Source organism: Acetobacter senegalensis (assembly GCF_001580995.1).
Classification (GTDB): Bacteria; Pseudomonadota; Alphaproteobacteria; order Acetobacterales; family Acetobacteraceae; genus Acetobacter; species Acetobacter senegalensis.
The window spans coordinates 20,230-45,896 of the sequence record NZ_LHZU01000122.1; the positions used below are offsets into that span (position 1 = coordinate 20,230).

General features: G+C 54.1%; 16 protein-coding genes and 2 pseudogenes. 13 read left to right on the top strand and 5 right to left on the bottom strand.

What is annotated here, in order from left to right:
• Window positions 1-87: 87 nt before the first annotated feature.
• Entirely contained in the window at window positions 88-813 is a 726-nt protein-coding gene (gene hutC / locus AD948_RS06965) for a histidine utilization repressor (protein WP_061471273.1), read from the top strand.
• Between the two features lie 20 nt (window positions 814-833).
• On the opposite strand, the gene AD948_RS18965 is transcribed toward hutC, so the two are convergent.
• On the bottom strand, window positions 834-1,031 hold the full coding sequence (locus tag AD948_RS18965) for an acyl-CoA dehydrogenase family protein (RefSeq protein ID WP_082782347.1): 198 nt from the start codon (window positions 1,029-1,031) through the stop codon (window positions 834-836).
• 21 nt (window positions 1,032-1,052) lie between these two features.
• Here AD948_RS18965 and AD948_RS18655 point away from each other — a divergent pair.
• A pseudogene (locus AD948_RS18655) lies at window positions 1,053-1,359 on the top strand (IS5/IS1182 family transposase); the annotation flags it as partial.
• Between the two features lie 123 nt (window positions 1,360-1,482).
• Here AD948_RS18655 and AD948_RS06975 read toward each other — a convergent pair.
• The gene (locus AD948_RS06975) at window positions 1,483-2,376 is read right to left on the bottom strand and encodes an alpha/beta fold hydrolase (protein WP_061471295.1); all 894 of its coding nucleotides are present in this window, start codon (window positions 2,374-2,376) and stop codon (window positions 1,483-1,485) included.
• Window positions 2,377-2,720: 344 nt separating this feature from the next.
• On the opposite strand from AD948_RS06975, the gene AD948_RS06980 reads away from it, so the two are divergent.
• From AD948_RS06980 to AD948_RS19025, 3 genes and pseudogenes are all read left to right on the top strand, one after another.
• Window positions 2,721-7,787 (top strand): alpha-2-macroglobulin family protein, encoded by a 5,067-nt coding sequence (locus AD948_RS06980; protein WP_061471275.1) that lies wholly within the window; start codon window positions 2,721-2,723, stop codon window positions 7,785-7,787.
• On the top strand, window positions 7,784-9,787 hold the full coding sequence (gene pbpC / locus AD948_RS06985; protein WP_156478975.1) for a penicillin-binding protein 1C: 2,004 nt from the start codon (window positions 7,784-7,786) through the stop codon (window positions 9,785-9,787). The genes AD948_RS06980 and pbpC overlap by 4 nt, the downstream gene beginning before the upstream one ends.
• A gap of 194 nt (window positions 9,788-9,981) precedes the next feature.
• Window positions 9,982-10,560: pseudogene (locus AD948_RS19025) on the top strand (IS481 family transposase); the annotation flags it as partial.
• Here the strand turns inward: AD948_RS19025 and AD948_RS17650 are convergent.
• The 3 genes from AD948_RS17650 to AD948_RS07005 form a co-directional block, all read right to left on the bottom strand.
• A complete protein-coding gene (locus AD948_RS17650; protein ID WP_248845952.1) occupies window positions 10,557-12,737 on the bottom strand; it encodes a Ca2+-dependent phosphoinositide-specific phospholipase C in 2,181 nt (726 codons plus the stop codon). The pseudogene AD948_RS19025 and the gene AD948_RS17650 sit on opposite strands and share 4 nt — an antisense overlap.
• Before the next feature lie 65 nt (window positions 12,738-12,802).
• Window positions 12,803-15,661 (bottom strand): TonB-dependent receptor, encoded by a 2,859-nt coding sequence (locus AD948_RS07000; RefSeq protein ID WP_061471278.1) that lies wholly within the window; start codon window positions 15,659-15,661, stop codon window positions 12,803-12,805.
• 134 nt (window positions 15,662-15,795) lie between these two features.
• Window positions 15,796-16,896: a Gfo/Idh/MocA family oxidoreductase gene (locus AD948_RS07005; RefSeq protein WP_061471279.1), complete on the bottom strand. Its 1,101-nt coding sequence runs from the start codon at window positions 16,894-16,896 to the stop codon at window positions 15,796-15,798.
• 375 nt (window positions 16,897-17,271) lie between these two features.
• On the opposite strand from AD948_RS07005, the gene AD948_RS07010 reads away from it, so the two are divergent.
• The 8 genes from AD948_RS07010 to AD948_RS07045 are packed head-to-tail and all read left to right on the top strand — an operon-like array spanning window position 17,272 to window position 25,498.
• Entirely contained in the window at window positions 17,272-18,381 is a 1,110-nt protein-coding gene (locus AD948_RS07010) for a glycoside hydrolase family 76 protein (RefSeq protein ID WP_061471280.1), read from the top strand.
• Window positions 18,378-19,670 carry an extracellular solute-binding protein gene (locus AD948_RS07015; protein ID WP_061471281.1) on the top strand — a complete coding sequence of 431 codons (1,293 nt, stop codon included), beginning with the start codon at window positions 18,378-18,380 and terminating at the stop codon, window positions 19,668-19,670. The genes AD948_RS07010 and AD948_RS07015 overlap by 4 nt, the downstream gene beginning before the upstream one ends.
• Window positions 19,667-20,539 (top strand): sugar phosphate isomerase/epimerase family protein, encoded by an 873-nt coding sequence (locus AD948_RS07020; RefSeq protein WP_061471282.1) that lies wholly within the window; start codon window positions 19,667-19,669, stop codon window positions 20,537-20,539. Before AD948_RS07015 ends, AD948_RS07020 begins: the two co-directional genes overlap by 4 nt.
• Window positions 20,536-21,465, top strand: coding sequence for an ROK family protein (locus AD948_RS07025; protein ID WP_061471283.1), 930 nt, complete (start codon window positions 20,536-20,538; stop codon window positions 21,463-21,465). The genes AD948_RS07020 and AD948_RS07025 overlap by 4 nt, the downstream gene beginning before the upstream one ends.
• A 7-nt stretch (window positions 21,466-21,472) precedes the next feature.
• Entirely contained in the window at window positions 21,473-22,375 is a 903-nt protein-coding gene (locus AD948_RS07030; protein ID WP_061471284.1) for a carbohydrate ABC transporter permease, read from the top strand.
• On the top strand, window positions 22,372-23,193 hold the full coding sequence (locus AD948_RS07035; RefSeq protein WP_248845953.1) for a carbohydrate ABC transporter permease: 822 nt from the start codon (window positions 22,372-22,374) through the stop codon (window positions 23,191-23,193). Before AD948_RS07030 ends, AD948_RS07035 begins: the two co-directional genes overlap by 4 nt.
• Entirely contained in the window at window positions 23,190-24,398 is a 1,209-nt protein-coding gene (locus tag AD948_RS07040; RefSeq protein WP_061471286.1) for an ROK family transcriptional regulator, read from the top strand. Before AD948_RS07035 ends, AD948_RS07040 begins: the two co-directional genes overlap by 4 nt.
• Window positions 24,395-25,498: an ABC transporter ATP-binding protein gene (locus AD948_RS07045; protein WP_061471287.1), complete on the top strand. Its 1,104-nt coding sequence runs from the start codon at window positions 24,395-24,397 to the stop codon at window positions 25,496-25,498. Before AD948_RS07040 ends, AD948_RS07045 begins: the two co-directional genes overlap by 4 nt.
• Window positions 25,499-25,667 lie beyond the last annotated feature (169 nt).

A 25,667-nucleotide genomic window follows, 5' to 3' on the forward strand; every position in this document is an offset into this window, starting at 1 on the left:
GATATTCCACGCCTTAACATCTATACAGGACAAGAAAACGCCCATAATTTAGAAACACACCCAGACCGCCCGAAGGACTATTCCATTATGGCCGCCACCACGACAACTCGCCCCCAACTGCGTTATGAACAGGTCAAGCAGTATATCACTGAGCATATCAATCGTGGTGAATGGAGTGTCGGGGAGCGACTACCGTCAGAAAGCGAATTGGTCGAGACTCTCGGCGTATCACGCATGACGGTTCATCGGGCTCTTCGTGAGTTAATGGCAGAAGGGCTGGTAACACGGGCACAAGGCGTGGGAACTTTTGTTGCAAAACCAGTCCCTCGGGCGACCCTACTGGAATTACATGATATTGCTGACGATATTATCGCTGCAGGACACATTCATACACAGAAAGTTATAACGCTTGAATCTGTAAGGGCAGATGTTGATCTGGCTATGGCTTTTGACCAACGTCCGGGTGCAAAACTTTTTCATTCAGTCATTGTCCATTTTGAAGACAAGATTCCTCTTCAGGTTGAAGAACGTTATGTTTCCCCTCATTTTGTGCCGGATTATCTGGACCACGATTTCACCACCCTGCACCCCCACCGACTGCTGACACACATCTCTCGCCCTGATGAGATGGAGCATGTGATCTTTGCAATCACCCCCGACAAACAGTTGCAACATCTTTTAGAACTGGAAGAACCCACCACGGCATGCCTACAACTCGTCCGCCGCACATGGGTGCAAGGCAAAACCGTTATGAAGGGGATTTTCACTTACCCTGGAAACCGATACAGCTTAGGCGGTCGCTACCAGGTATGAGACAAACTATTACATCTGAATTATAAATACGTAGCAGCCGTCAAACGCCCAATAACGGCGCATTGGATTTCAGCAGTTTCTTCGTAAAGACGTGTAATATGAGCATCCCGTACATAACGTCCCAAGACTAAATCCTGTGTATAGCCATAATCACCCCGTAATTGGCGGATGCGAAAAGCTCCTTGGTTAGACAGGTTCTGTGTGATTCCATTTCTCATGCTCTACCTGATAGGAATGGAATGAAGCTATTAGGCTTCTTTGCTGTTGATGAACGTCTTGCTCCCCTGACCGGACTTGATGATCAGATCGGAGCGTTCTCCCGAGTTGTAGATTTCGAGGTGTTCCCGCCTGATCTGGACAAGAGCCTGCCCTCTTCCGCGGAGCAAAGGCGCTTGTCTCCCGTTTAAGTCGGCGCTGATGGTCAAAATTCTGGTGATCCAGACCTTGAATAGCCTGTCCGATGAACGGCCATCATATCTGAACACTAATCCTCTGTCCTGCATACACTTTCCGGGTCTGGGGCTGTCTACCGCGTTAACTGACGCCCCCTAACTGACAGGGAAGAAAACGGCTAACAGAGCCTGCAAGTCCGAAAAGAAAAAGACCCAAGACATACCCTTGATCGATCTATGCTTCCTGCAAGCAGAACCTTAGCTGGCTTCGGGAGGCTCAAAGAAATTCTTCAAGACTGCGTAGCAATTCGTCCGGCATTTCTTCCTGCGGACTATGCCCGCAATCAATCGCACGCCCCTTTACATCCGTGGCTTTTTCCCGCCACGTCTCCACAACGTCATAAAGGGTTCCCACTGTGCCGCGTGCTCCCCATAACGCCAGTAACGGAACTTCGATCCGTCTGTCCGCATCAGCCTCATCATGTACAAGGTCTATGCCTGCTGCAGCCCGATAGTCTTCGCAAGCTGCATGACGCATTGCCGGATTGGCGTAGCAGCGACGGTATTCGGCCATGACGCGAGGATCGACCGATCCCGGTATCTTGATCTGCCCTGCAATATGACTTTCCAAAAAGAAAGTCGGATCCCCATCAATCAGCCTTTCCGGCAGTGGATACGGCTGGATCAGAAAGAACCACCAGAAATAGCGTCGGGCAAACTCCATGTTGGTCCGGGCATACATTGTTGCCGTTGGCGCGATATCGATAAGCACCAGCTTTTCCACTGCCTGTGGTGCGTCCAGCGCCATGCGATGCGCCACCCGTCCGCCCCGATCATGCCCGACAACACTGAACCGTTCAAATCCGAGTTCTTTCATGACGCCAATCTGATCAGCAGCCATAGCGCGTTTGGAATAATTGACGTGATTTGGGCCGCCCTGAGGCTTGGCGCTATCGCCATACCCCCGCAGGTCAGTAGCTACGACGGTAAAACGTTCTGCCAATATTGGAGCAATCTTGTGCCATGTCAGGTGCATTTGCGGATGACCATGCAGCAGAAGCAGTGGTGGTCCGTTTCCCCCAGTGGCTGTGCGTATCCGCACCCCTTTCACTTCAATGTCATGCCACTGAAAGCCGGGCAACAATTCCGGAAATTCCCTGATGGTGCTCATGATCATGTCTGAACCTGCCCCAGTTACACTCATCAAAAAGACAGGCTATCAGGAAACCTGTTTTATTTCTGATAAAGACCTGTTGATGACTGATCCCCCGACTAGACAATCGCTTTTTGGTCTACAAGAGCCACGGGGAAGCGCCTCACGTGCTTGGCTGATATCCTCCAAAACATCGCTGAACCTGTTGGCGTCATAAGCACCACCTCCAAGAACTGAAGCTGTACGCTAGGTCTTGAAATAAACGGAACGTGTGCTGATAGCCTGATGCAGACATTGATTTTTTGATGCCGCCCGAACATCACGGATGCTACACTTCGGCAAAAATTCACTCAGGGCCCGATATGTCGTCTTCACGCCACCTTTTGTTCTCATCTCTGAGTGTTGCCGTCGTCTCGGTCCTCGTTCCTTCCTCCAGCAGCCGTGCAGCCCCCACGTCCTTACCGCCTCTCGCCTTCCAGCGGACATCGCTCGATGCAACCGGTGAACACTCCGAAATCTGCCTGCATTTCGATCAGAGCCTGAATGCCCGGGACACGTCGACACTTGCGCATTTAGTCCACCTCTCCCCAGAAACCTCCTTCACGCCTCGTATTGAGGCCAACGCGTTCTGTCTCGGCAATCTTGCCTTCGCACAAGCCTATCGCGTGACCGTCGATCCCGCTTTTACCTCTGCCGATGGTCGCCATCTCGCCGCGCCTATCGTTCTGACCGCCCGATTTGGGCGACGTGATTCAAGCGTCGCCCTCACCGGTGACGGCTTCATCTTGCCCGGTCGTGCGCCCGGACATACAACCGGTCTGGCCGTCGAGACTGTCAATGTGGCAACAGTCCGCATGCATGTCTTTCGCCTAACCGCTCATCAGCAATTTCCCGGGCTCACCGGTATCGACAGCGGCGATTTGAACCTCAGCCAAACCAGCTTCCAGCCCTGGACGTTCCGGCACCTGCTGGACACAAGCCTGCGCGAAGTCTGGCACGGTACCATGACCATAGACGGCACCGCGGACCACTCGACCACGACGGCCTTTCCTCTCGCGGACACCATCGGCGCGGGGCAGCCCGGACTTTACCTCGTAACCGTCGAAGACGCCGCGATCACACATGAAAAAAGTCCCGTAGAAACCGCGCTCAAGGCACGGGACAACAGCCTCTATGGGTCACAAAGCCAGACAATCTCCGGGCATTGGGTTAATCTCAGCAATCTCGGCCTGACCATGCTTCGCGGCGAGGATGGCCTGACTGTCAGCACGCGTTCCCTGATGAGCGGCCAGCCTGCTGCAGGCGTAAACCTCACGCTCCGAGCCCGTGACGGCAGCATTCTGGGCAACGTCACGACCGACGCCAGTGGTCTCGGCCGCTTCGACGCTCCGCTGCTGCGCGGCACGATGGCCGACCGCCCCTCAATCCTGCTCGCAAACCAAGGAGATGATTTCGGTTTCCTGCACCTTGATCGCCAGTGGTTTGATTTTTCCGAGCATCACGTTGAAGGCACAGACGGTGCGCCAGCAGGCGGCAATCGTGCCCTCCTGCAGCCGGATCGCGGCATCTACCGCCCCGGCGAGACCGTGCATCTGCTTGCCCTACTGCGCGACAGGGGCGGCAACGCCATTGGCAACGCCCACCCCACTCTTGTCCTGCGCCGACCGGATATGATGGAAGAACGGCGTATTCCGCTCACCGGCGAGGCCGAAGGCGGCTATGCCGTCACCCTGCCTCTGAGCACCAACGCACCCATGGGGCTCTGGCGAGCGGAAATCTTGCTTGATCCCTCCCTACCCCCAATCGGCTCCGCCCGTTTCGAGATACAGGATTTCGTACCGCCCGTAATTGAAGCAAGCTTCAAGCAGCCCGCCTTTGCCACGGTTGGTCAAGAGGTCACGGTCGATGCTTCGGTACGCTTCCTTTATGGAGCACCCGGCGCTGGACTCAAAAGTGACAGTTCATATCGGATCGTACCCGCCACAGATCCAGTTCCCAGCCACAAAGACTGGGCTTTCGGCTTCGAAAACGAGGACATCCCGTCAAGCAGCGGCGACATCAGCACAGCTCCGACCGACCACGACGGTCATGCCCTGCTCACCTTCACGCCCGATATTCCCCAAGGCCTAACCCGCCCTCTCGATATCGACGTTCGCGCTGGCTTTCTGGACCCCATGGGACGACGCGTGGGCGAACACCTGACGATCCCTGTCCGCCGCACGACACCCCTGATTGGTCTGCATGTCGCAACAGATGCTTCCGCCAACACGGGTAGCGCGGCCATTCCAGTGGATCTGGCAAGCTTCGCACCGGACAATAGTCCAATCGCCATTGGGAAAATTCACTGGTCTCTTGCACGTGTCAACCAGATCTATAACTGGTCGCATACTCCTGATAATGGCTGGACCTTCAGTAGCCATACCGTTGACGTGCCCATGCGCTCGGGCGATCTCACGACTGACTCGCGCGGCATGGCCCGCATCACCCCAATGCTTGACTGGGGTGAATATCGCCTCAGCGCCATGCCTTCCGAAAACGGCGGTGCAACCGGTACCTCACTGCGCTTTCAGGTCGGATGGGGCAGCAGCGGAGACGCCAGTACGCCCGACCGTCTGCCGCTCAGCATACGCGATCCGCATATCGCACCAGGCGGTCAGACGATCCTTCACATCAGCGGTGGTTTCGCTGGTCAGGCGCAAGTGACGCTCGCGACCGATCGTGTGCTGAATACTCGCGTTGTGGATGTGCCAAAAGAAGGGCTGGATATCCCGGTTACCGCCACGCCTGACTGGAATACCGGTGCCTATGCACTGGTAACCCTTTATCGCCCCCTAAATGGTCCCTCCGGTCTGCGCCCGCATGATCCCGTTCGCGCGGTCGGCGTTGCGTGGATCGGCGTCGATCAGAAGACGCACCATCTGGACGTGGCGCTCGACGCACCGAAAACGGCCCTGCCACGCCACCGGATCACCCTCCCCGTCACAGTCCGTGCCACGCAAGGTGCATCGGTCGATCATGTAAGGGTCGCGGTGGCCGCGGTGGATCAGGGCATCCTCAACCTCACGCATTTCAAACCGTTGAACCTGTTCGATACCCTTTATGGCCGCCCACGTCTGGGGCTCGACATGCTGGATAATTACGGAGCGCTCCTTCTCAGCGATGCAAAAGCGGGCCTCATCCGTTCGGGCGGTGATGGTGGTTCCGAGGACAGCAGTGCGGACGGACCACCAGTGCGTACGACAAAAAGCGTCGCGCTGTTCGATGGTCCCGTCGCGCTTGATGCTACCGGTCATGGCAGCGTCTCGTTTGAGGTGCCGGACTTCGACGGTCAGCTTCATCTCATGGCCTCGGCATGGAGCAAGAACGCCGTCGGCAACGCACAAGGCGATATTATAACGCGCGATGCTGTCTTCCCCGATCTTGGACTGCCACGCTTCCTCGCCCCCGGTGACACGGCACAGGCACTCGTTTCAATCGTCAATATCGACGGCCCGGCAGCACACTATGACGTACAGGTCACAACGGACGGACCTCTCCGGGTTGCCGGACCGGCCACACTAAACGCCACCGTCAAATCCGGCGACCGAGCCGATCTACGTGTTCCTCTGGCCACCATGCCAAACTTGCCGGGGCGCTCATCCATTGCCCATGTTCACCTCACATTACGTCGCGCCGGGTCGTCCGCTCCACTTCTGACGCGAATCTGGCCTATCGGCATCCGGCTGGCCCATGTTCCCATAACAGTCACGCAGACCGTCCTACTTCAACCCGGCGGTCACCAGACATGGGACGCCACAACCCTCGCGGGTTTTGACCCCGCAGATGCGCAGGTCACGCTCGGTATCTCCGCATCCGGTGGGATTGATACGATCGGCCTGATTCAATCCCTGCAATCCAGCCTCTGGGGGGATTCTGACACTCTGGCCGCGCAGGCCCGAGCGCTGCTGCAGGTCAACACTCCGGAATGGCTCGGCCCGCACGCAACCAAAGACGATCTGCACAAAAACATCAGATCGGTGATTGACACGCTTTTTGATCGGCAGAACCCCTCCGGCGAAATCGGACAATGGGAACGTTCAGACGGCCGCAGCCTGCCCGACGATCTGGACTACCTCGCCGATTTCCTGATCCGTGCGAAAGCCGCTGGATATGACATACCAGACGACCGCCTTGGTCTACTGCTCGACCATATCGAGAGCGAACAGTTGCAGTCCCGCCCCTCCTATGGCGAACCCCCCGACAGTGACAGACAGGCCGCAGCGCTGAACACGCGCGCTTATGCCACCTATGTGCTCGCCCGGGCGGGTCGTCTCCAGCCGGAAGGCATTCGTGATCTCGCTTCTTCTCTAATCGCGCGACAGGATGCCGGACATGTCAGTTACGTCTGGGCTGGCACAGCAGGGTCCAACGCGCAGGCTCACCCGTTGGCTCTAGGCCATCTTGCCGTGGCACTAGCACTTGATGATGCACCAGATGATGACAGCCCCACATCTCCTGCCGCATTGTTTGACGCCGCCATCGCCGCGCTAGGTCCTCCACGCACCGGCAAGCCAGATATTTGGGATTATAAATACTGGACCTATGTGCGTGATCTGGCGGGCCTTGCGGCCCTCACGGCGGAAGCTCATGACGACCGGCGGACCCGCCTGCTCGTCGATCGGTTCGGGCAACTCACGTTGGCAACCGATGCTTTGATGAACGTCACAAAAACGGCACTACTTGAAGCCGCGAGCGCCATGAACGCTGATACGGAAGGCGGTAGCGTCCGTGTGCAGGGACGACCTAACGCTACCCCATTACACCTACCCCTGATCTATTCTTTCAAGCCTTCAGCTCTTGAAAAAGGCGTTCCGGTTGAGAACACCGGTCGAAAGACGTTATTCAGCACTCTGACCATACGCGGCGAACCAGCCGGAGATGTCAAACCTCTTGCCAACGGGCTGACACTGGATATGAAAGGATTCACTCTGAGCGGCGCGCCGTTTGATCTGACGCACATCAAGCAGAACGACCGGTTCATCGTCAGCCTCAAAGGTACAGCGCTCAATCCCGGAAATTATCAAATCGCCGTCACCAGCCTGCTTCCTGCCGGATGGGAGATCGAAAGCATTGTGTCTCCCGAAGACGCCGCAACCGAGGAGCGATACGGACGTAATGCCGAGGACGACAGGACGAAGCCACCCTATGCCTTTCTTGGTGTATTGAGCCAAACGGACCATGAAGCCTCGTTAGACGATCGCTTCAGTGCCGTGCTACGCTTCAACACGCGCAGTCCCGAACTAGCGGCACGCGGTTTCCACGTCGCCTATGTCGTCCGTGCCACCACGCCGGGCCATTTTGCCCAGCCTGAGGCCGTCGTTAGCACACGTTACCAGCCAAGCCTTATGGCACGCACGGCATCAGGATCAGTCGAGATCGCTCCGCATTGAGGCTGCTTCACCCTCTCGTTAGAGGAGGCGCGATCTGCCTCGGGCTTCTCGGCGTCACGGCTGCGGGGCTATTCGTTCTCGACCGCTTCAATCCGCCGGACCTGCATCGTGCCCAGCAGATGAGCCTCTTCTTGGAGGCAAGCGACCATACGTTGCTTGACGCCCATACGAGCAGTGATGGCATGTGGCGTCTGCCCATCACGTCATCGGACGTTGATCCCACCTACCTCGCGCTTCTCATGGCGACAGAAGACCGCCGCTTTGACGACCATCCGGGCGTCGATCCACAGGCACTCCTCCGCGCCGTCTGGCAATTAGCCCGACGGAGACATATCGTCTCAGGCGGTTCGACACTGGCCATGCAAACGGCACGGCTGCTCACGCCGCATCGTCATACGTGGACAGGCAAGCTCCGCGACATGTTCCGCGCGCTTCAGCTCGAATGGCGCTTCGGACGGGGCGGCGTGCTAGACCTCTACCTCATGCTGGCCCCTGAAGGCGGTCATATCGAAGGCATACGTGCGGCATCGCTTCTCTATTTCGGCCATGAGCCGAAGCAACTCTCTCCCACCGAGGCCGCCATCCTCGTGACATTACCCCGACGGCCTGTCGCTTTCTGGCCCAACCGCCACCCCGAAGCCCTAATGGCCGCCGCCCGACGCACACTCCAACGCGCCTCTGTCACACCTCTTCCTATGGCGTGGCCAACGCCAGACACACACGGCGCACCTCACGACGCACCTGAACTGATCGGCCATTTTCTTGGCGCAGGTCGAGGTGGCGTCGTAATCACGACACTTGATGCCCGCCTGCAACGCAATGTTCGGCAGGTTCTTGCAAACCGCCCCGCCCCGCTACGCGGAACCTTCGCCGCGCTCGTCGCCGATCACGAGCGGCGCATCCTGGCATGGGTGGGCGGGGCGGAGCACCCAGCACCGGGCGATGCGATTGACGCCGTGCTCACGCCACGCTCACCGGGTTCCACTCTCAAGCCTTTCGTCTATGGCATGGCATTCGAAAAGGGATGGATGACGCCACGTACACGCGTACGCGACAGCCACCTCTCCATTGGCGGCTATGCTCCGCTCGACTTCGACCGTGCGTTTCGCGGCGAGACGACTGTGAGCGAGGCGCTCCAGCTATCACTCAACGTCCCTGCCATTCAGGCACTGGAAAAAGTCGGACCAACCCAGTTCATGGAACGTCTCTCCGCCAATGGCGTGCATTTGCACCTGCCCAAAAACCGGGAGGGAGCGCAAACAACGCCCAGTCTGGCGATCGTCCTCGGCGGCGTCGGTATTTCGCTCCGTGATCTGACCATGCTCTACGCCGCGCTTGACCATGGCGGCCGTATTGCACCGCTCCGCGTCGAGGCGGATCGGATAACGCCCGAAAAGGCATTGCTGTCTCCCCGTGCCGCCGCCGATATCCGGGCTATCCTGCGTGGCACGGCACCACCGGAAGGCGTTACCAACTGGGGCAACGTCGCATTCAAGACGGGCACGTCATATGGCTATCGGGACGGCTGGGCGATGGCTTCCTCACCTCAGGCAACGATCGGCGTCTGGGCCGGACGACCGGACGGCACGGCCTCTCCTGGCCTGACAGGACGCGACACAGCGGGACCAGTGCTCGCGGAAGTCTTGTCGCTGCTTACACCAGCACAAAAGCATGAAGAACCGGCTCAGGTCGAGCCTCACCGTGCGCTTGCCACCTTATCCCCCGCACTCCGCGCCTTGCCTCATAGACAGGCACCACAGATCATTTTTCCACGCAATCGTTCCGAGATTGAAAGCCGCTCTGCGAACGGCAGCATGCTGCCTGTCGGACTGGAAGGCTCAGGCGGTCATCCGCCCTATCGCTGGTATGTAAACGGCATCCCGCTGAATGTATCACCGGGCGCACAACCCGCGTGGACGCCTGACGGGCCTGGCTTCGCTCATATCACCTTGGCAGATGCCGAAAACGCACATGCAGCCATAGACATTCGCGTGCGCTGAAGGGCCGTTCGGCCTCCGCAACCTTCCGTGACATTCAGGAAAGAAGTCTGCAGATCACCGTACAAGTTAAAACGCCACAACCGTTGGTCTATCTTTCGAAACCATCATTGGAAGACCTCACTGACCAGTTGAGCCATTCCCGTTCTTTTTCTTTCTCCTTTTTCTTCATCTTTCCCTGCCGTATCAACCTGTCTATCTCTGTGAAGCATCTTCCAAAGTTACAGATAGCAGATGGAGAACGACGCAAACGCTACCTGCATATCTCCATCGACCGCTCTTCCCGTTTGGTACATCTGGCGATGTATGAGGGAAAAATGCAGACAACGCTGTCAATGTCTTCAGAACCGTCAAGGCGGCCTTTCCTTTAAAGATCACACACATCCTGACCGATCGTGGTTCCCGCTTTACAGCGGAAGCTTTTGAAAAAGCATGCCATGACATGATGCTCAACCGACGCCGGACGAAGGCCAACTCAACGTACACCAATGGAATGGTCGAGCGCATCAATGGCCGTGTCGTGACAGAGGCACTACAGGTCTACATCTCAAATCATGAGGATCGGGAAATCCCGCCCAAAGGCTCCCGCTTCGCTTACAATCATCGCCCACAACGTGTTTTGGGCGGCATATCCCCCGCCAAGCGCATCACGTCGTAGCTTGAAAAGTATCCTGCGTCCCGTAATCGTGACGAACCAAGCTCCCCCCAAACGTAACATCATGACACAGGACGAAATCGTTGATTGCGCCAATGATGTCTCATCATTTAACACCTAGCGCAAAAGAGTGAGAATTTCGTCCTTGGTACAAAGACCACCAAGTTCTCGACAAGCACCGACAACTGGAAAACTCCAGGAGGGCTCACTATTCGCCAATTTTCCACGCAAAGCCTCGGGAGTTTGAGACTGAAAAAATACCCGGACAAGCGAGTTTCCTACATCGTCTTGGTATACAGCAAACCCTAGCGCTGAGCCGACCGGAATTTCGTCACGCGCGTATCCGGGTGCCTGAACATGAATTTGTAGAAGCCCCAACAAGGGTGCAATAGTATCATCATGACCGACATAAAGACGAAATACGGGACCAGATCTTTCGCTCAAATCTCGGACAAGACGCTTTCGTAAATCATAAGAGAGCTTTTCTCCAATAACTGGCGGCCTTACAATACTGTTTAACATGGCTGCATGAAGCGCAGACAAGGTTCCAAGCTGCGCAGCATCCACTATTTTTCCGTTAAGACGCATCTCCGGCTTACCGTCCAAGTAAGCAAGCATAAGAGCTTCGGCAATGGAAGAGCCTTTCTGTATCGGCCCAGCAAGGACTAGGCCGTGGTTTGTCTCGTCCGGCACAACAGTGTTTGGGGAATTCAGAAATCCACAGACTTCTTGTCCACAGCGAACGATTTCGGCCAACATGGCTAATGCCTTCTGTGTGGGCGCAAATGTCTCACTCAAACTTGGCAACTGGGGCACAATCGCCTTCATATCAAACCGATCCGGATCAGCAGAAAGTGCTGAAAACAATCGATCAGGTGTGCCTACGGAAAGATGGTTAACTTTAATGTGGCACGACGGTGCAAAACCATTCAGAAACGCGTCCGCACTGGCAATCGTTCTTGGTTCGGAATTTGAGTAAATTGATACCATAGTTGAGGAGGGGCACCCCTCTCCAGAAACCACTCCGGTTTCGTCTAACCACTGACGTTGGAAATGCCCTATCGCACGCATGCCGGCAGCACCATGAGGTGTCAGGTCACCCGGAGCAACGTCCCAGCGCGGCCATCCTCCCGGAATAGTTGTGCCTTCGGGCTCCTGCCCGACGAGGGGAGAGCGGATACCATGCCGCATCACCATGATGACTCTACGCAGTTGCAGCGTGTTAGATTGTCCGATCTCAATCCCACGTGAAATACACCCTGGTGGTGCTGTCACAGGATTACATCTTACACTGCTACCACCTGTAAAACCGACCCTGTAACCGGTCCAGCGTGCCGGCTCACCATCGGGATAGTCTGTACTGACAATTTGAGCACCACTCGCCAGCATCGCATCACGACGCGAGACACTACCATCTCGCGCTTCGACCGTATTGACGTCCGCTCTAGCACGAACAATCAAATGACGTCGTACAAGCGCTGTAATTTGCTGTGCAGGACCATCATTTAATTCAGTAAACGCCGCTTCAGAAGCATCAGGAGCGGCGTTGGTAAAGGCGACACGATTATGTAAGAAAGGATGCCCCTGAAGGTAGAAGGCACTGTTGTCACGTTGATCAAGAAGAAAAACAACTTTGCCGCGTGTTTGAGCGACCGTAGGCCATCCTTTGTGCCTAATTGTTTCGGCAAGTGTTCCTCCCTGTCCTCTTACATCGTCTGGCGTCAACAGCTCATTTTTTTTAAAAACTGACAGTATCGCATCGTCTAATTTATCGAACGTTTTCGGCGTAAAGCGTTCAACAGATGTGCCACCGGGGATATCATTGGACTGTTCAATCTCAAGAATGACAAAAATGGGCACATGATCAGGATGTGCATGAGACCAGCTTTGAATTTGTTGGAGACATGCTTTGAATGGCTGACAATTCGCATGCTGATCAATGTCTGGAATATGCATGACCTTAAAACCCGGTTGACGCATAAGTGCCAACTCGGTTGCTGGAAGAGGCCATTTTTCGTCAGGATGGCCAGGCCTGTGTGGGTAAGCAAACTTTCCTCCACGGCTGTCCGCATAAATATCGAGTTCCAGTTGACGCACGCCACCATCGAGTTGTGTCGAAAGGCTGGGATGGTCGTAATCTAGAAGATGCGCAAGCTGTGGCGCCTCATGCTCAAGCTCTCGACGAATGCCCGGCTCAAGCCCCGCATGGTAGCTATTGTGCGAGCCGACAACCTGTAGTTGATCAAGTCGAAGAACCTCCTGGCTGGCTGTATCTTCTGCTCGAACAGGAGCGGACATCAACAAGCATGAAACAGCTCCAAGCACTATAATAATATGATACAGCCACATTGTGCTAACCTTCTTCAGAACTGTCCCGTCAAGCCGACCAGATACATCCGGCCTGTTTGAACAAAAGCACCATTTGCAGAACCATCGTATGCTAAATAAGCTTTACCTTTACCCATTGTTTCCCAATAGGCTGGCGTATTCAGAAGGTTTTGCATTGCCAATGTTCCAGTCAGCCCCCAACCAAACTTATATTTCAGACTAAGGTCCAGCCGTTGGGTCGGCTGAAGATAGAAATCAGGCACCGATGAATTAAGGCTAAGAAGCTGCGTACCAATATAATTATAATTCAGATCGAAATGGAACCGACCTCTATTATAAAAAAACCCAAGATTATACATTATCTCCGGAGCACGCGGGAGCGCAGTATTGGGATGCCCAGCAATATTGCTTTTAGCAACAGAATGCTGAAGTGTTACATTCCCATTTAGCCCAAAACCACCCAGCCAGCCGGGCAAGAAATCAAGCGTCTGTTGGGCGTTCAGCTCAATTCCTTCCAGTTTCGCCCCTCCCCCGTTCATAGGCATCTGATACTCTGTACCATTATCCGTATACGCATTTGTTGGGACATTCCCGCCCAAGGTGGAACTATTGGACGTTCCTGAAACGGACGTGAAAATAAACTTCTGAAGCTGCTTGTAATACACTGATGCTGAAACAACACCAGCATGTCGATTATACAGCTCTCCTGAAAAATCAAAGACTGTAGCAGTTGTCGGACGCAAATTAGGGTTAGGCTGGGAAACCGAAATAACGCGATTAGTTACTGAATCAAGAGACAATGATGTAGCGCCATTAATCAAACCGAATGCTGGCCGCGTCAAAGACCGACGAACAGAAAAACGCAGAACACTGAGATCTGTTGGACGCCAGTTTATGTTCAGGTAGGGGAGCGGCGTACCATATGACTGCTTGACATTAACAAACTCACCGGTGGCATCATCACCATTTGATTTCCAGTGTGACCCGCTAAAATCCGTATATTCGTAGCGAAAACCGGGATGAATATCGACAGGGCCGGCCTGCAAATTCAATTCCACAAACCCTGCATAAATACGTTCTGAGCCACGGCTTGTGTTGGCATTCCAATCATTTTTCGTATAATTTCCGGCCCCATTAGGGTCATTCTGATACTTGTAAGGAACTGTCGTATTTTTCACCCAATCGCGATCAAGTAGACGAAAATCGCCAGCAGCTCCACCAAACGCATTAACCTGCTTGCCGGGAATATCTCCAATAACTGGCCCTGCGGCGTTATTATAAGCCCAGTCTTGTCCTCCAAAAAAGGGTCCATCATATACAAAGTTATTATCATCATGAAAATAAGGATGACGCCAAGACTGACGCTGAGTGTCGCTAATTTTAAAACCAAATACAATTGATTTTAAAATATCAGAATTAAATTTATAAGCTGTATCCGCATGAATACCGAACATATCCGACGTGCTCTGGGAATCTCGCCCTTGGGTTTTCCAGAAACGATTTGTATTCTGGTTTTCAAGTTGAGACACCGCAGAAGATGATGCCATAACACGCGGTAATGTTGTGTTTTCCACATCAAATGTAAAAGGGCCATTAACGGTGGTATTACCATACATACTAGCCTCAACCTGATTAGGGCTAGACTGAACACCATAACTATTAAAAATATCGTAATTGATAGTCCATTTTCCTGTTCTTGTAATCCCCCCAAGCTTTTGCGTTGTCAGTAACTGTGCTGAATCATCTGTTTCAAAATACTGCCCCCGTGTTGCCGTTGCTGACTGGTAGACTCCGTTTGCATTATAGCCTGAATCCCCACCACGCAACGATACCTGATTATCATTCATAGTGACGTTATACTGGCCATAAGTTCCTAGAAAATAAACCTCCTGCTTATCACCTTTATAATTCAGAGAAAGGGAACCACCATATCGCTTAATGGAACTTGAAAAGAGGTCATATTTAAGCTGTTGCGTTGAGAGTTGGGACGCTTGATTCAAGCTTGCAACACCAGCCTGTGACAACAAAGTTGGCGAATAACTCGTATTCGGAGCAACCGCATCTGCTAACACACCTTTAGAAGAATAATAACCTGTCGCATAAATGCCAAAATTCTTATCTTTCCCGAAACGCCTAGCGAACTCGACTTGAGCCGTTCCACCCAAATCCTGAGTGCCAATCTGCGCAGCCTTGTCATTGAGCTGCCCTTGCAAGGTTACTTTTTGATACGGACCTGAAAAATCAAACGCCGTAGGGGTACGTATATCAATAGCACCGCCAATTGCATCACCGTCCATATCGGCAGTCGTACTTTTGGAAACCTTGATTGAGGTGATGCCATAAGGAGCAAGCATATCAAATGAAATGGCACGTGTGGTAGGATCTGCAGGAGCTATACGCTCACCATTAAGAGTGTAAGCATTATAGCTGGAATCAAGTCCACGAATGGTCATATATTGCGACTCTCCGGTAGCCGCCTGCCCGCCCCCCATATCACTATACGCCGAAACCCCCGGTAAACGTGTAAGAATATCGGAAAGATTTGTTTCAGGCGCCTGCTCAATCTGCTCGCGAGACATTACACTTGCTACACCCGTGCTACGACGTTGCTCGTCAAGTGCCGCTCCAGTGCTTCCCGCACGTTTTGCTAGAACAATAACACCTTCACTTTTTGCCGCCATAATCTTGTTTTGTTTGGAGCCAAGCGACGCCAGCAAACCTTTGGCCGCTACGGATTTTCGTTGCGGCGCTGATTGATCTGCTGCTGTTTTCCGTTGGTTGTTACCATGAGCTTTGGCATTATGCTGTTCAGTCTGAGCTGCTGCCGGCAATATAACACCAACAGTTGTTAGCGGAATTAGATATCCCGCCAAGGCTTTCTTAAACGATATCATTAGGAACCTCGTTTGTTGATAAACAATGGGGAAGGCAGTTGAACAAAAGTCTTTCCTCAAGAAATATTGAATTTATCGAGAATAAATAGATGTATATTACTGATTTTATTTTCTACATTACTATATATTTGATGTTATTTATTGTATTTTCTTAAAAAACTTAACTTCGCAACTTTTATAATTTCTTGACAGAGTTCTAGGTCTCTCACTGCGTCGTGCAAATGAGTCCGCACCGGAACTCCCGTAGTGAGCACATCATGAAAATGTTCCAGTTCGACCTGAAAGGGGTCTTTGTAAAAAGGACCAAAAGTCTGAGAACTATTTTCACTCTCGGAGCTTGCCTGAAAAACTGTCCGACCCGGCAGATTGCGGATATAGGGAGTGTCATAATGAATACTAAGCTCTTCCCGTCTGGAGAGCACTTCGATTGTCGCATCGAACCTTACGACATCGTCAATCAGACATTCATAAGATGTCACGAAGTTTCCGTAATCTAGAAGCGCATGAATCTGCGTACCATCCTGCCCAACATGAGCTGAGATCACACGACGCGGTGACCCCAGAAGCATACGCACTGCTGAAAGCGAGTGAACGCCCAACCCGGTCAGAACCTCATAGCTTTTCAGAATCGCAGGCGGCGCATCCTCACCACAGACTGCCTTCAGATCGGCCATACGCTTTGCCCGACCAGACGTGAGCACGTCTGCGGAAATATCATCTGCAGGAGTGACAACTTCACTCCATTTACGGAAAAACCAAGGACCTTCACAGATAAGGTCCCGAACTCTAGCGTAACGGATATCACTCATCTGCTGCAAAAGTTTCTGCCCCTGCATGAAAGCAGGCGCATAGCAACGCATATATCCAATCATCACTTGTCGATCAGTTTGCTGCTGCACCTCAATCAAAGACTGAAGGTCTGCCACTGTCAGACAAGCCGGTTTTTCGAGAAACACATGCTTGCCCGCCCGTAACGCTGCACGCGCGTGTTCCCCATGAAACTGGTCCGGGCTGAGGACCATGACCGCATCAACTTCCTCGTCTGCCAGAAGCGTCTCAACCGTGTCATAGCGTTTCGGCACAGCCCATTTATCAGCCACCGCATTCAACACAGACGGGGATGGGTCATAGAGTGCGGCAATCTGGTAGCGATCCTGCATCTGCTGCAGGATGGGCAGGTGAATTAGTTGAGCGACTTCGCCAGCGCCCAGCAAACCAAGAGAAAGTTTCGTCATTGTCACTGTGCTCCACCATGCATCAGAAGTCTGGTCTTGCTGCGATGTTAATTAAAACAACTAATTTGATCTAAGCCTCTAACTCCGTGATTTGAGATACAAAAAGAGACCCAACCATAAATCTTCGGAAACATCGCGCTCTACCCACAGAAAACCAAGGGGTTTTACGTCCTCTCGAGGCTCTAGCTTTTTTTGATGATGAGAAGTGTGAAGACTATATTAAATCTGCGGCCGTGCCTCTTTATGACAATTTGGTATAATGCTTGCCACTAAATCCTATTCATGTAATTAAAAATCCAGATTACTAAGCGACTCAAAGAGCCTCAAATTTTCATCGGTTTTTAGCGTTGCAAGCAAAAAGAAGCGGGCACAGTTATGAGATCAGGTCCTTTTCGCGTAGCTCTGGCCACAAGCTTTGCTTTTGCCACAGGCATCCTGATGCCGCTTTCCCTCCGGGCTTCGGATGAAATAGTCCCTTCAAAAACAGACCTTCTGCAGCATGCGCAGGCTGCTTTGTCGGTTCTCCCCACTCAATATTCTCTGACACTGCATACCCACCGAAATGGCGGCGGCTTTCACGCCTGGCAGCGCTTTGTCACTGTCAGCAGTCTTGTAGAGTATGAATCCGCTTCCGGTGATGGCCGCTTTTCCTCACTTGCACGGGCGCTTTTGGCAGATCGGCGTGGACTGGACGGGAATGACGATTTTCTCTGGGTTGCAGAGGCCGATCTGGATATGGCAGCGATCATGACGGATAAGCTGTCTCAACAGCACGCCATTCAGGACGCTGAGACAATCTTCAAACAGATTGCAACGCAGTATTGGGATGAAACCTGCGGTGGTGGCGTCTGGTGGGACCACGCCCGCACTTACAAAAATGCTATCACGAACGAACTTTTTCTTGACGTTGCCGCACGCCTGCAAAATGTGACTGGAAGTTCCGACTATAAAAACTGGGCAGAACGAACCTGGCGCTGGTTTTCAGAAAGCAGCATGATCTCCCCCTCCCATGCCGTCAATGATGGTCTGGATCATCATTGCCACAATAATGGTGGTCCACCATACAGCTATAATCAAGGCGTGGTTCTGGATGCGCTTCTGCATCTTTTCGCCATTACAGGTAAAAAACCACTTCTGGACGAGGCAACCCGCATCGCTGAAGAAGCCCTTGCGGCAGGAACAACACAGGGCAACGGTTTCCGGGAAGAGGAAGTCCCTATGACCGTCGATAGCCAGATTTTCCGGGGTATTTTTGTGCGGGCCTTCGGCCACCTCGTGCCAGCATTGCCCCCAGGTTCGGAACGAGCACGCCTGTCATCCTGGCTGCAGGACGAAAGTCGAGCATTATGGAAAAACCGTTTCCAGCAGACCCACTTTAACGCCACATGGGAAAAGGCCCCTCAACAGCCCACTGCACAGGCTCAAATTACCGCGGCCAACCTTTTCGTCGCCGCAGCATCTCTTCCGAACGACGCAACCCAGTGAAACGCCGCCTCTTCACCATCCTGTTTGGATGCTCCCTGCTTTTTGCTCATGAAGCCCGAGCCGGAAGTCTAACTGTCTTTTGCTCATCTAGCGGCACGGAAATGGCGTTGTGTCAGTCAGAAAGCCGGGCATGGGAGAAAGAAACGGGAAATACCGTCACGCTTATTCCCCTGCCGTCTGACTGGATCACCATACTGCCGCTTTATAGGCAGGTGCTGTCCGCGCCGACCGCTGCAGCCGATGTTCTGGTTATTGATGGAACATGGCTGGGCACTCTTGCCCCCATGCTGGGGGCGCTGGAGGCAAAACAGGATGACCATGACCTTGCTCCAGGCCCCTTCTTTAACATCGGGCGGCGTGTCGCCGTGCCTTGGTACCGTGATGTGGGACTGTTGTTCTACCGCCAGGATCTGCTTGACCGGTATCACCTGCCGGTGCCCGACACATGGGATGATCTGACCCGTGAAGCACACCTTATTCAGGATGGGGAGCGCACCCATGGGCAACACGATATGTGGGGATATGTCTGGCAAGGCCGCACAGCAGAAAGCCTGATCTGCAATGCCCTCGAATGGTTTGGCCCAAAAGGCGGAACCCTTGTTTCCGAAAACGGTACAGTTGAGTTGGATAACGCACTGGCGCATCAGGCTCTGGCACGGGCGGTAGGCTGGTTAGGTGCAGTGTCCCCCCCAGGCGTTCTATCGGATGATGAGGAAGCGACCCGTGGAGCCTTCCAGACCGGCCATGCCGTGTTCATGCGCAACTGGGTTTATGCATGGGCTCTGGCGAACGCGCCTGGTAGCCCGGTTGCGGGAAAGGTCGGCGTTGCCCCCCTGCCCCGCGTACAGACTTCCGACCCGGCACGCGGGGTGGATGGCACGGTTTATCTGGGCATGGCACGCAATACCGCCCACCAGGCAGAAGCCCAGGCCTTCATACAGTATCTGACATCCGCCTCCATTGAGAGGGAACGGGCGATTGCCGGGGCCTATATCCCGGCGCGTCACGCCCTGCTTGACGATCCGATGGTTCGAGCAGCCTTGCCCATCATCGCGCTGATCCGTCAGGCATTGGACCATCCAGTCATACGGCCCGTCGCCGCAACCGGAGTGGATTATCCGCAACTCGCTTGGCGCGTGGAAAACGGCTTCCATGACATCCTGCGAGGGCAAGTTACCATCACCGAGGGGCTTCATACTCTTTCACAAACACTTCTTGGCATGGCTCAGCGGGGCGCTTGGTGCCAGACCCCCTCTCGCCCTAATCTCTGTATGGAGAAGACACAATGACTATTCATGTCGGTACCGCACCTGATGCCTGGGGCGTCTGGTATGCTGAAGATCCGCGCCAGACACCGTGGGAACGCTACCTCAATGAGGTGGCACGCGCGGGATATGCCTGGACCGAACTGGGGCCATGGGGGTACCTCCCGACAGACCGCGCACAGTTGAATGATGCGCTGGCATCGCGCAATCTCGCTCTGTGTGGTGCGGCCGTCGTGCATCCGCTTGCCCAGCCCGATGCGCTGAAAACCCTTTCCGACCGCCTTGCTCCGCTTTGCGAAACACTGGTGGCGACGCGTACTCCCTGGCTCCTGTTGATGGATGATTCAGACGTCTATGCCACGCGCGAGGCCCGCATTGCAGCCCCTGAAACATGGCAGCACATCATGCGCGTGATTACGGAAACTGGCCGAAGGGTCGCACAGAGTTATGGATTACATCTGCTCATCCACCCGCACGTTGGCACGGCCATTGAAACGGAAGAGGAAATTATGCGGCTCATGGCTGACACACCAGCAGAATTTGTCAAACTCTGCTTCGATTTTGGACACCACGCCTATACCGGGGCGAATGCTCTCGCCTTCATGCGCAGCTATGCGGACCGCATTCCCTACTATCATTTTAAAAATCTGGATGGCGTCATCCACGCCCGCGCAATGGCTGACGGTACGCCATTCATGGACGTCTTTCAGAATGGCGTCATGTGTGAACTGGACAAAGGCATCATGGATTTTGCCGCGGTCGTATCGTTCCTGAAGGAACGGAACTTCGACGGCTTTGCTATTGTCGAGCAGGACATGTACCCTTGCCCACCGGAAAAACCGTTTCCCATCGCTCTGCACAATCGCGCAGTCCTGAAGCAACTTGGACTGTGACATCGACGATGAAGCCTTCCTATGCAATCGGCGTGGATGTCGGCGCGACAAAAATTGCAGCCGCCTGGGTTGAATTATCCACGGGCCAACTCGGACCGGTTCTGCGTATTCCAACCCGGCGGGACGCGCCGGGAGAGGAGATTGTCGCGGATATTATCAGTCTGGCGCTTGCAATTGAACTGCCCGACAACCCTGACAGTGCCCTCCTTTTGGGTGTAGGGGTGGCCGTGCCGGAACTGGTCGACCTGCACGGCACAATCCGCAGCCAGTGGAATTTTCCGCTTCCGCATCTGCTGGACCGTCTGGAAGCGGCGCTCTCCGTCCCGGCCCGCGCCGAGAGTGACGTACGCGTCGCAGCCCTCGCGGAAGCCCGCTTTGGCGCAGGCCGCGACTGTGACAATTTTGTTTATTTCTCTCTCGGATCAGGCATGAGCTATACGCTATGTCTTAATGGAAAACCTTATTCAGGATCGCATGGTTTTGCGATTCATTTTGCCAGTTCTGAACTAGCGGTGCCTGCACAGGACCGTTCAGCTCTCGTTGCTGCCATCCCCGAGGACTATGCATCCGGGCTGGGGATGGTACGTCTGTGGCAGGAACGCGGCGGATTCCCGCTTGCGCAAGGGATTCACACGCTTGAAGCTCTGGCAGCGCAAGGGAATGCGTGCGCACAGAACGTGATCGCAGATGCTGCTGGGATGGGAGGACGTTTGATCGCCCAAATCGTCAATATGCTGGACCCGGAAAAAATCATTCTGGGAGGCGGCCTGGGCTGCTCCACTGGCACCTATCGCACCGGGCTGGAAACAGAAATTCGCGCCCATATTTGGGAACAATCCTGCACGAATATTCCCTTGGTGATGGCGGGCCTTGACGAAAACGCCGGAGTTATCGGCGCAGCTCTTGCCGCAGCCCCTCCCGGATAAATACCCCATGCCGCAAAATAAACAGGGACGAGAAATATTTCTCTGGCAGCCGTGGCTACTCCTTACCCCAACACTCATCACGCTCATGGCGCTCGTTCTGATCCCTCTGCTCCAGACCATTCGCCTCGCCTTTACAGCAGATGCACATGGGCTCGTCCCTCCACATGCCGGGCTGACATTTGAAAATTTCCATCTACTGGCAACTGATACTGCGTGGTGGCATGCCGCGGGTACGACTATTCTGTTTGCTCTGAGCGCTGTTGTGGTGGAAACTGCTCTAGGTGTTGCGCTCGCCCTTTTGCTGCAAAAGATGGACATTCGCCTGCGGGGATTTCTGCTGGCTATCATGCTGCTTCCTTGGGCCGTCCCTGCGGTGGTTGCCGCGCGCTTGTGGGGCTGGATGCTCAATCCGCATTATGGAATTATCAACGCAGCCCTTATGACAGTTGGCTTTATCCACCAGGGGAGTGAGTGGACTACATCACCAATGGGCATGCTGGCCATTATGGTCCTCGTCGATATTTGGCAGGCAACCCCCTTCATGACGCTTCTTGCTCTTGCTGGACTGCAATCCTTACCCACCGATACGCTGGAAGCGGCCCGCATGGACGGGGCGACACCATGGCAGACTTTTCGCGCCATCACGCTTCCGCTACTATGGCACCCACTGATGGCAGCGGCTCTCTTCCGCTTACTCGATGCCCTGAGAATGTTCGACCTGTCGAGCGTACTCTATGGAGCGGATATCCATGGCATGACACTGTCCGTCTTTGTCCAGACGCAAATTGTCCAGTTTGGCGCGCAAGGCTATGGCGCGGCATCAGCCCTCTCCACGCTGGCAATTATCGCCATGACAGCTGTTCTGTTCTGGGCATGCGTCTCCCGGCTGGCACCGAAGCATATGCCGTGAGCCACTTACCCTCCTCTCTTTGGCGCTGGGTCATCCTATCTGTCGCCCTCCTCCAGCCCCTTTTACCGCTTTACTGGGCGCTTGTGACGTCCTTTCGGAAAGGATCTGATCTTTTTTCGACAGTGCCTTTCGCGCCCCCATCTTTTGAAAATTACAGCGGCCTGCTCTCCAATCCTACCTGGTGGCATGATGCCGCCAACTCTCTGATTTCAGCAAGTGCCGTTGCCCTCATTACCCTGATACTGGCCATTCCTGCGGCCTACGCGCTCGGGCGCATGTCTTTTCAGGGTCGGAATACTGTTCTTGCTCTGTTGCTTGGATGCGCCATGCTGCCGCAAATTGCCATCCTATCCGGCCTGTTCACGGTCATCTCGAAACTTGGGCTCTATAATCGCCTTGGCAGTCTGATTTTTGCGGATCTTTTTTTTGCTCTCCCGTTTGCAATATGGCTTCTCACTGGCTTTTTCCGTGATCTGCCACGCGACCTGGATGATGCCGGCAGACTGGATGGATGCGGCATCATGCGACGCATTCTGATAATCCATCTACCTCTGGTCTGGCCGGGACTTGCCGCAACGGGCTTGCTGACATTCATCAACTGCTGGAACGAATTCCTTTTTGGCCTGACCTTCACACTCAGCGATTCAGCACGCACCCTGCCCGTCAGCATCGGCCTTATTTCGGCCCCTAGCAGGTTTGAACTCCCGTTCGGGCTTATCATGGCGGCATCCCTTCTTGGAACTTTGCCTCCCATTCTCCTGGTTCTATTTTTTCAGCGCCGCATTGCAGCAGGTCTGACCGCAGGAGCAGTAAAATGAGCGACCACAACACACCTGACGGAGCAGGACAGGCTTTTTCGCGCATCTACAACCGGCGTCTTGTATTTGAACTGCTGCACCAGAATGGCCCACTCAGCCGCGTGGATATTGCCCAGAGGATTGGGCTGAAGCCGCAGACAATCTCCGGCATAACGCGCGAATTGCTGGATCAGGGCCTGATCCGCGAGGCCGGTCGCTCCACAGGCCTGCGCGGGCAACCGCAAATCTATCTGGCCCCCAACCCGGAGGCAGGATACGCTCTTGGTCTGCATGTCGATCGGGGCCAGATTACTGCCGTTCTGGGCGACCTTCTACTCAATATCGTTGGTCGCCTCGACTGGTCAGGCGATACGACAGACCCGGCCGCCAGCATGGCCGTCATGACCCATATGGTCTGCCAGCTTCTGGCAGATAGCAACATCGAACACAGTGCCGTCTGGGGGCTTGGCCTGGTTCTACCCACTCTGAACGCCGACATTTATGAAATTGAAATGTGTATGCCCGGCTGGGAGTTATGGAGGGACATTGATCTGGCGCATGAATTAACAACACAGCTGAAAATTCCCGTCTTGACAGAAAATGACGCTACGGCAGCCGCCATTGGCACATTGCTCCACCACTCTGCCGGGTCTCTGCGCAATTTTGTCCTGATCTACATAGGGTACGGAACTGGCGCTGGCATTGTTGTAGACGGCATGCCGGTAAAAGGCGTACGCGGCAACGCGGGAGAATTCGGCCTGCTCCCAGCACCTGACGGAGAAGGCGTGATTGACGATCGGCTCTCCCTACATGCGGTCGCGCGTCTGCTGGAGCGCCCTGTGGAGGAACTGACGCCCGAAGCGCTGAGTGAGCTGCATCACCACCGTGACAGCCGTCTCATGCACTGGATGGAAGAAGCCGCGCGAATCCTCCGCTATTTGGTGTCCATCATGGAAACAGCGTTTGACCCGGAAACCGTTCTTCTTGGCGGCGCATTACCGGAATCCATTCTCTCGGCGCTGGTTGAGAGAAGCTATCCCCTCCTGTCTTCCTTGAGCGCCCTGCGCGTGCGCGATGTACCGCGCTTTTCTATCACGCACCTTGTAACCGACGGCCCGGTTATTGGGGGAATGTGCCTGCCAATTTTTGTGAATACACGGTCGGATTTTCGCAATCTTTATATCCGGCATGTCGCTGGGGATGAAAGGCCGTTTGATCACCGATGACTGTCTCTGGCTTTCTCACCCTCAAAAACGTCCGCAAGGCTTATCATGGAAAAGAGATTGTCAAAGACATTTCTCTTTCCGTGAAACAGGGGGAATTCGTGGTATTTGTCGGCCCTTCCGGGTGCGGTAAATCAACCCTCCTGCGCATGATCGCAGGACTGGAAACACTCTCATCCGGGATAGTGTCCATCAATGGCCAAGAGGTGACTAACGTCGAAGCCTCCAAGCGCGGCGTGGCCATGGTATTCCAGTCCTACGCCCTGTATCCACATATGACCGTACGCCGGAACATGGACTTCAACCTTCGGATTGCGAAACTCCCTGCTCATGAAATTGCAGAACGTATTTCTGAGGTCGCACGTATTCTCAGGCTGGAACCTTATCTGGAGTGCAAACCTGGCACATTGTCAGGTGGTCAGAGGCAGCGTGTCGCAATAGGGCGTGCCATTGTTAGAAAACCAAAACTCTTTCTGTTTGATGAACCTCTCTCCAATCTGGATGCGGAACTGCGGAACCATATGCGGATTGAACTGGCAACGCTACATCGTAAACTCGGTGCCACCACGCTCTATGTCACGCACGACCAGGTGGAAGCCATGACATTGGCAGATCGGATTGTGGTACTTCGCGATGGTGATATTGAACAGGTTGGCACCCCTCTGGAACTTTATCATACCCCTCGCACACTCTTTGTCGCTGGCTTCATTGGCTCAGCTTCCATGAATTTCATCCCTCTGACGCTACTAAAAACAGACGGTAACGTAAGCCATTTACAGCTCGCCAACAGTGTCACACTAACATTACCATCTCCGCTGCCACGTCTTGAAGGTCAAATAGGAACTCTTGGTATCAGACCAGAGGATATTCGTATTACAGAGGGTAAAGACGCCATGTTTCAGGGCACAGTCCTGATGGTCGAACATCTCGGCGCCCTCACTTTGCTCCATGTTCGTTTTCTAGAAGACATCACACTGAAAATTCAGACAACAGGCAGCGCATCCCCGCGAGTGGGAGAAGCACTTTCATTCTCCTTTTTACCTGATGCCTGTCATGTTTTCGATCAAGACGGCCTAGCTTACAGAGCAGACACAAAACACTGACAATCTCCCCTACTCAACCCAGAAGGTCTGGAAAAACGCGTGAACTCGCATGTTGTTCTACGGCTCAATCCTTCACACTGCCTGAAATCATGTAGCCAAGACATCAATCAGCGCTTCTTTGGCCTCTCTCCCGGTTGTTCAGCGTCTGGATCAATAGCCTCAGGACGCA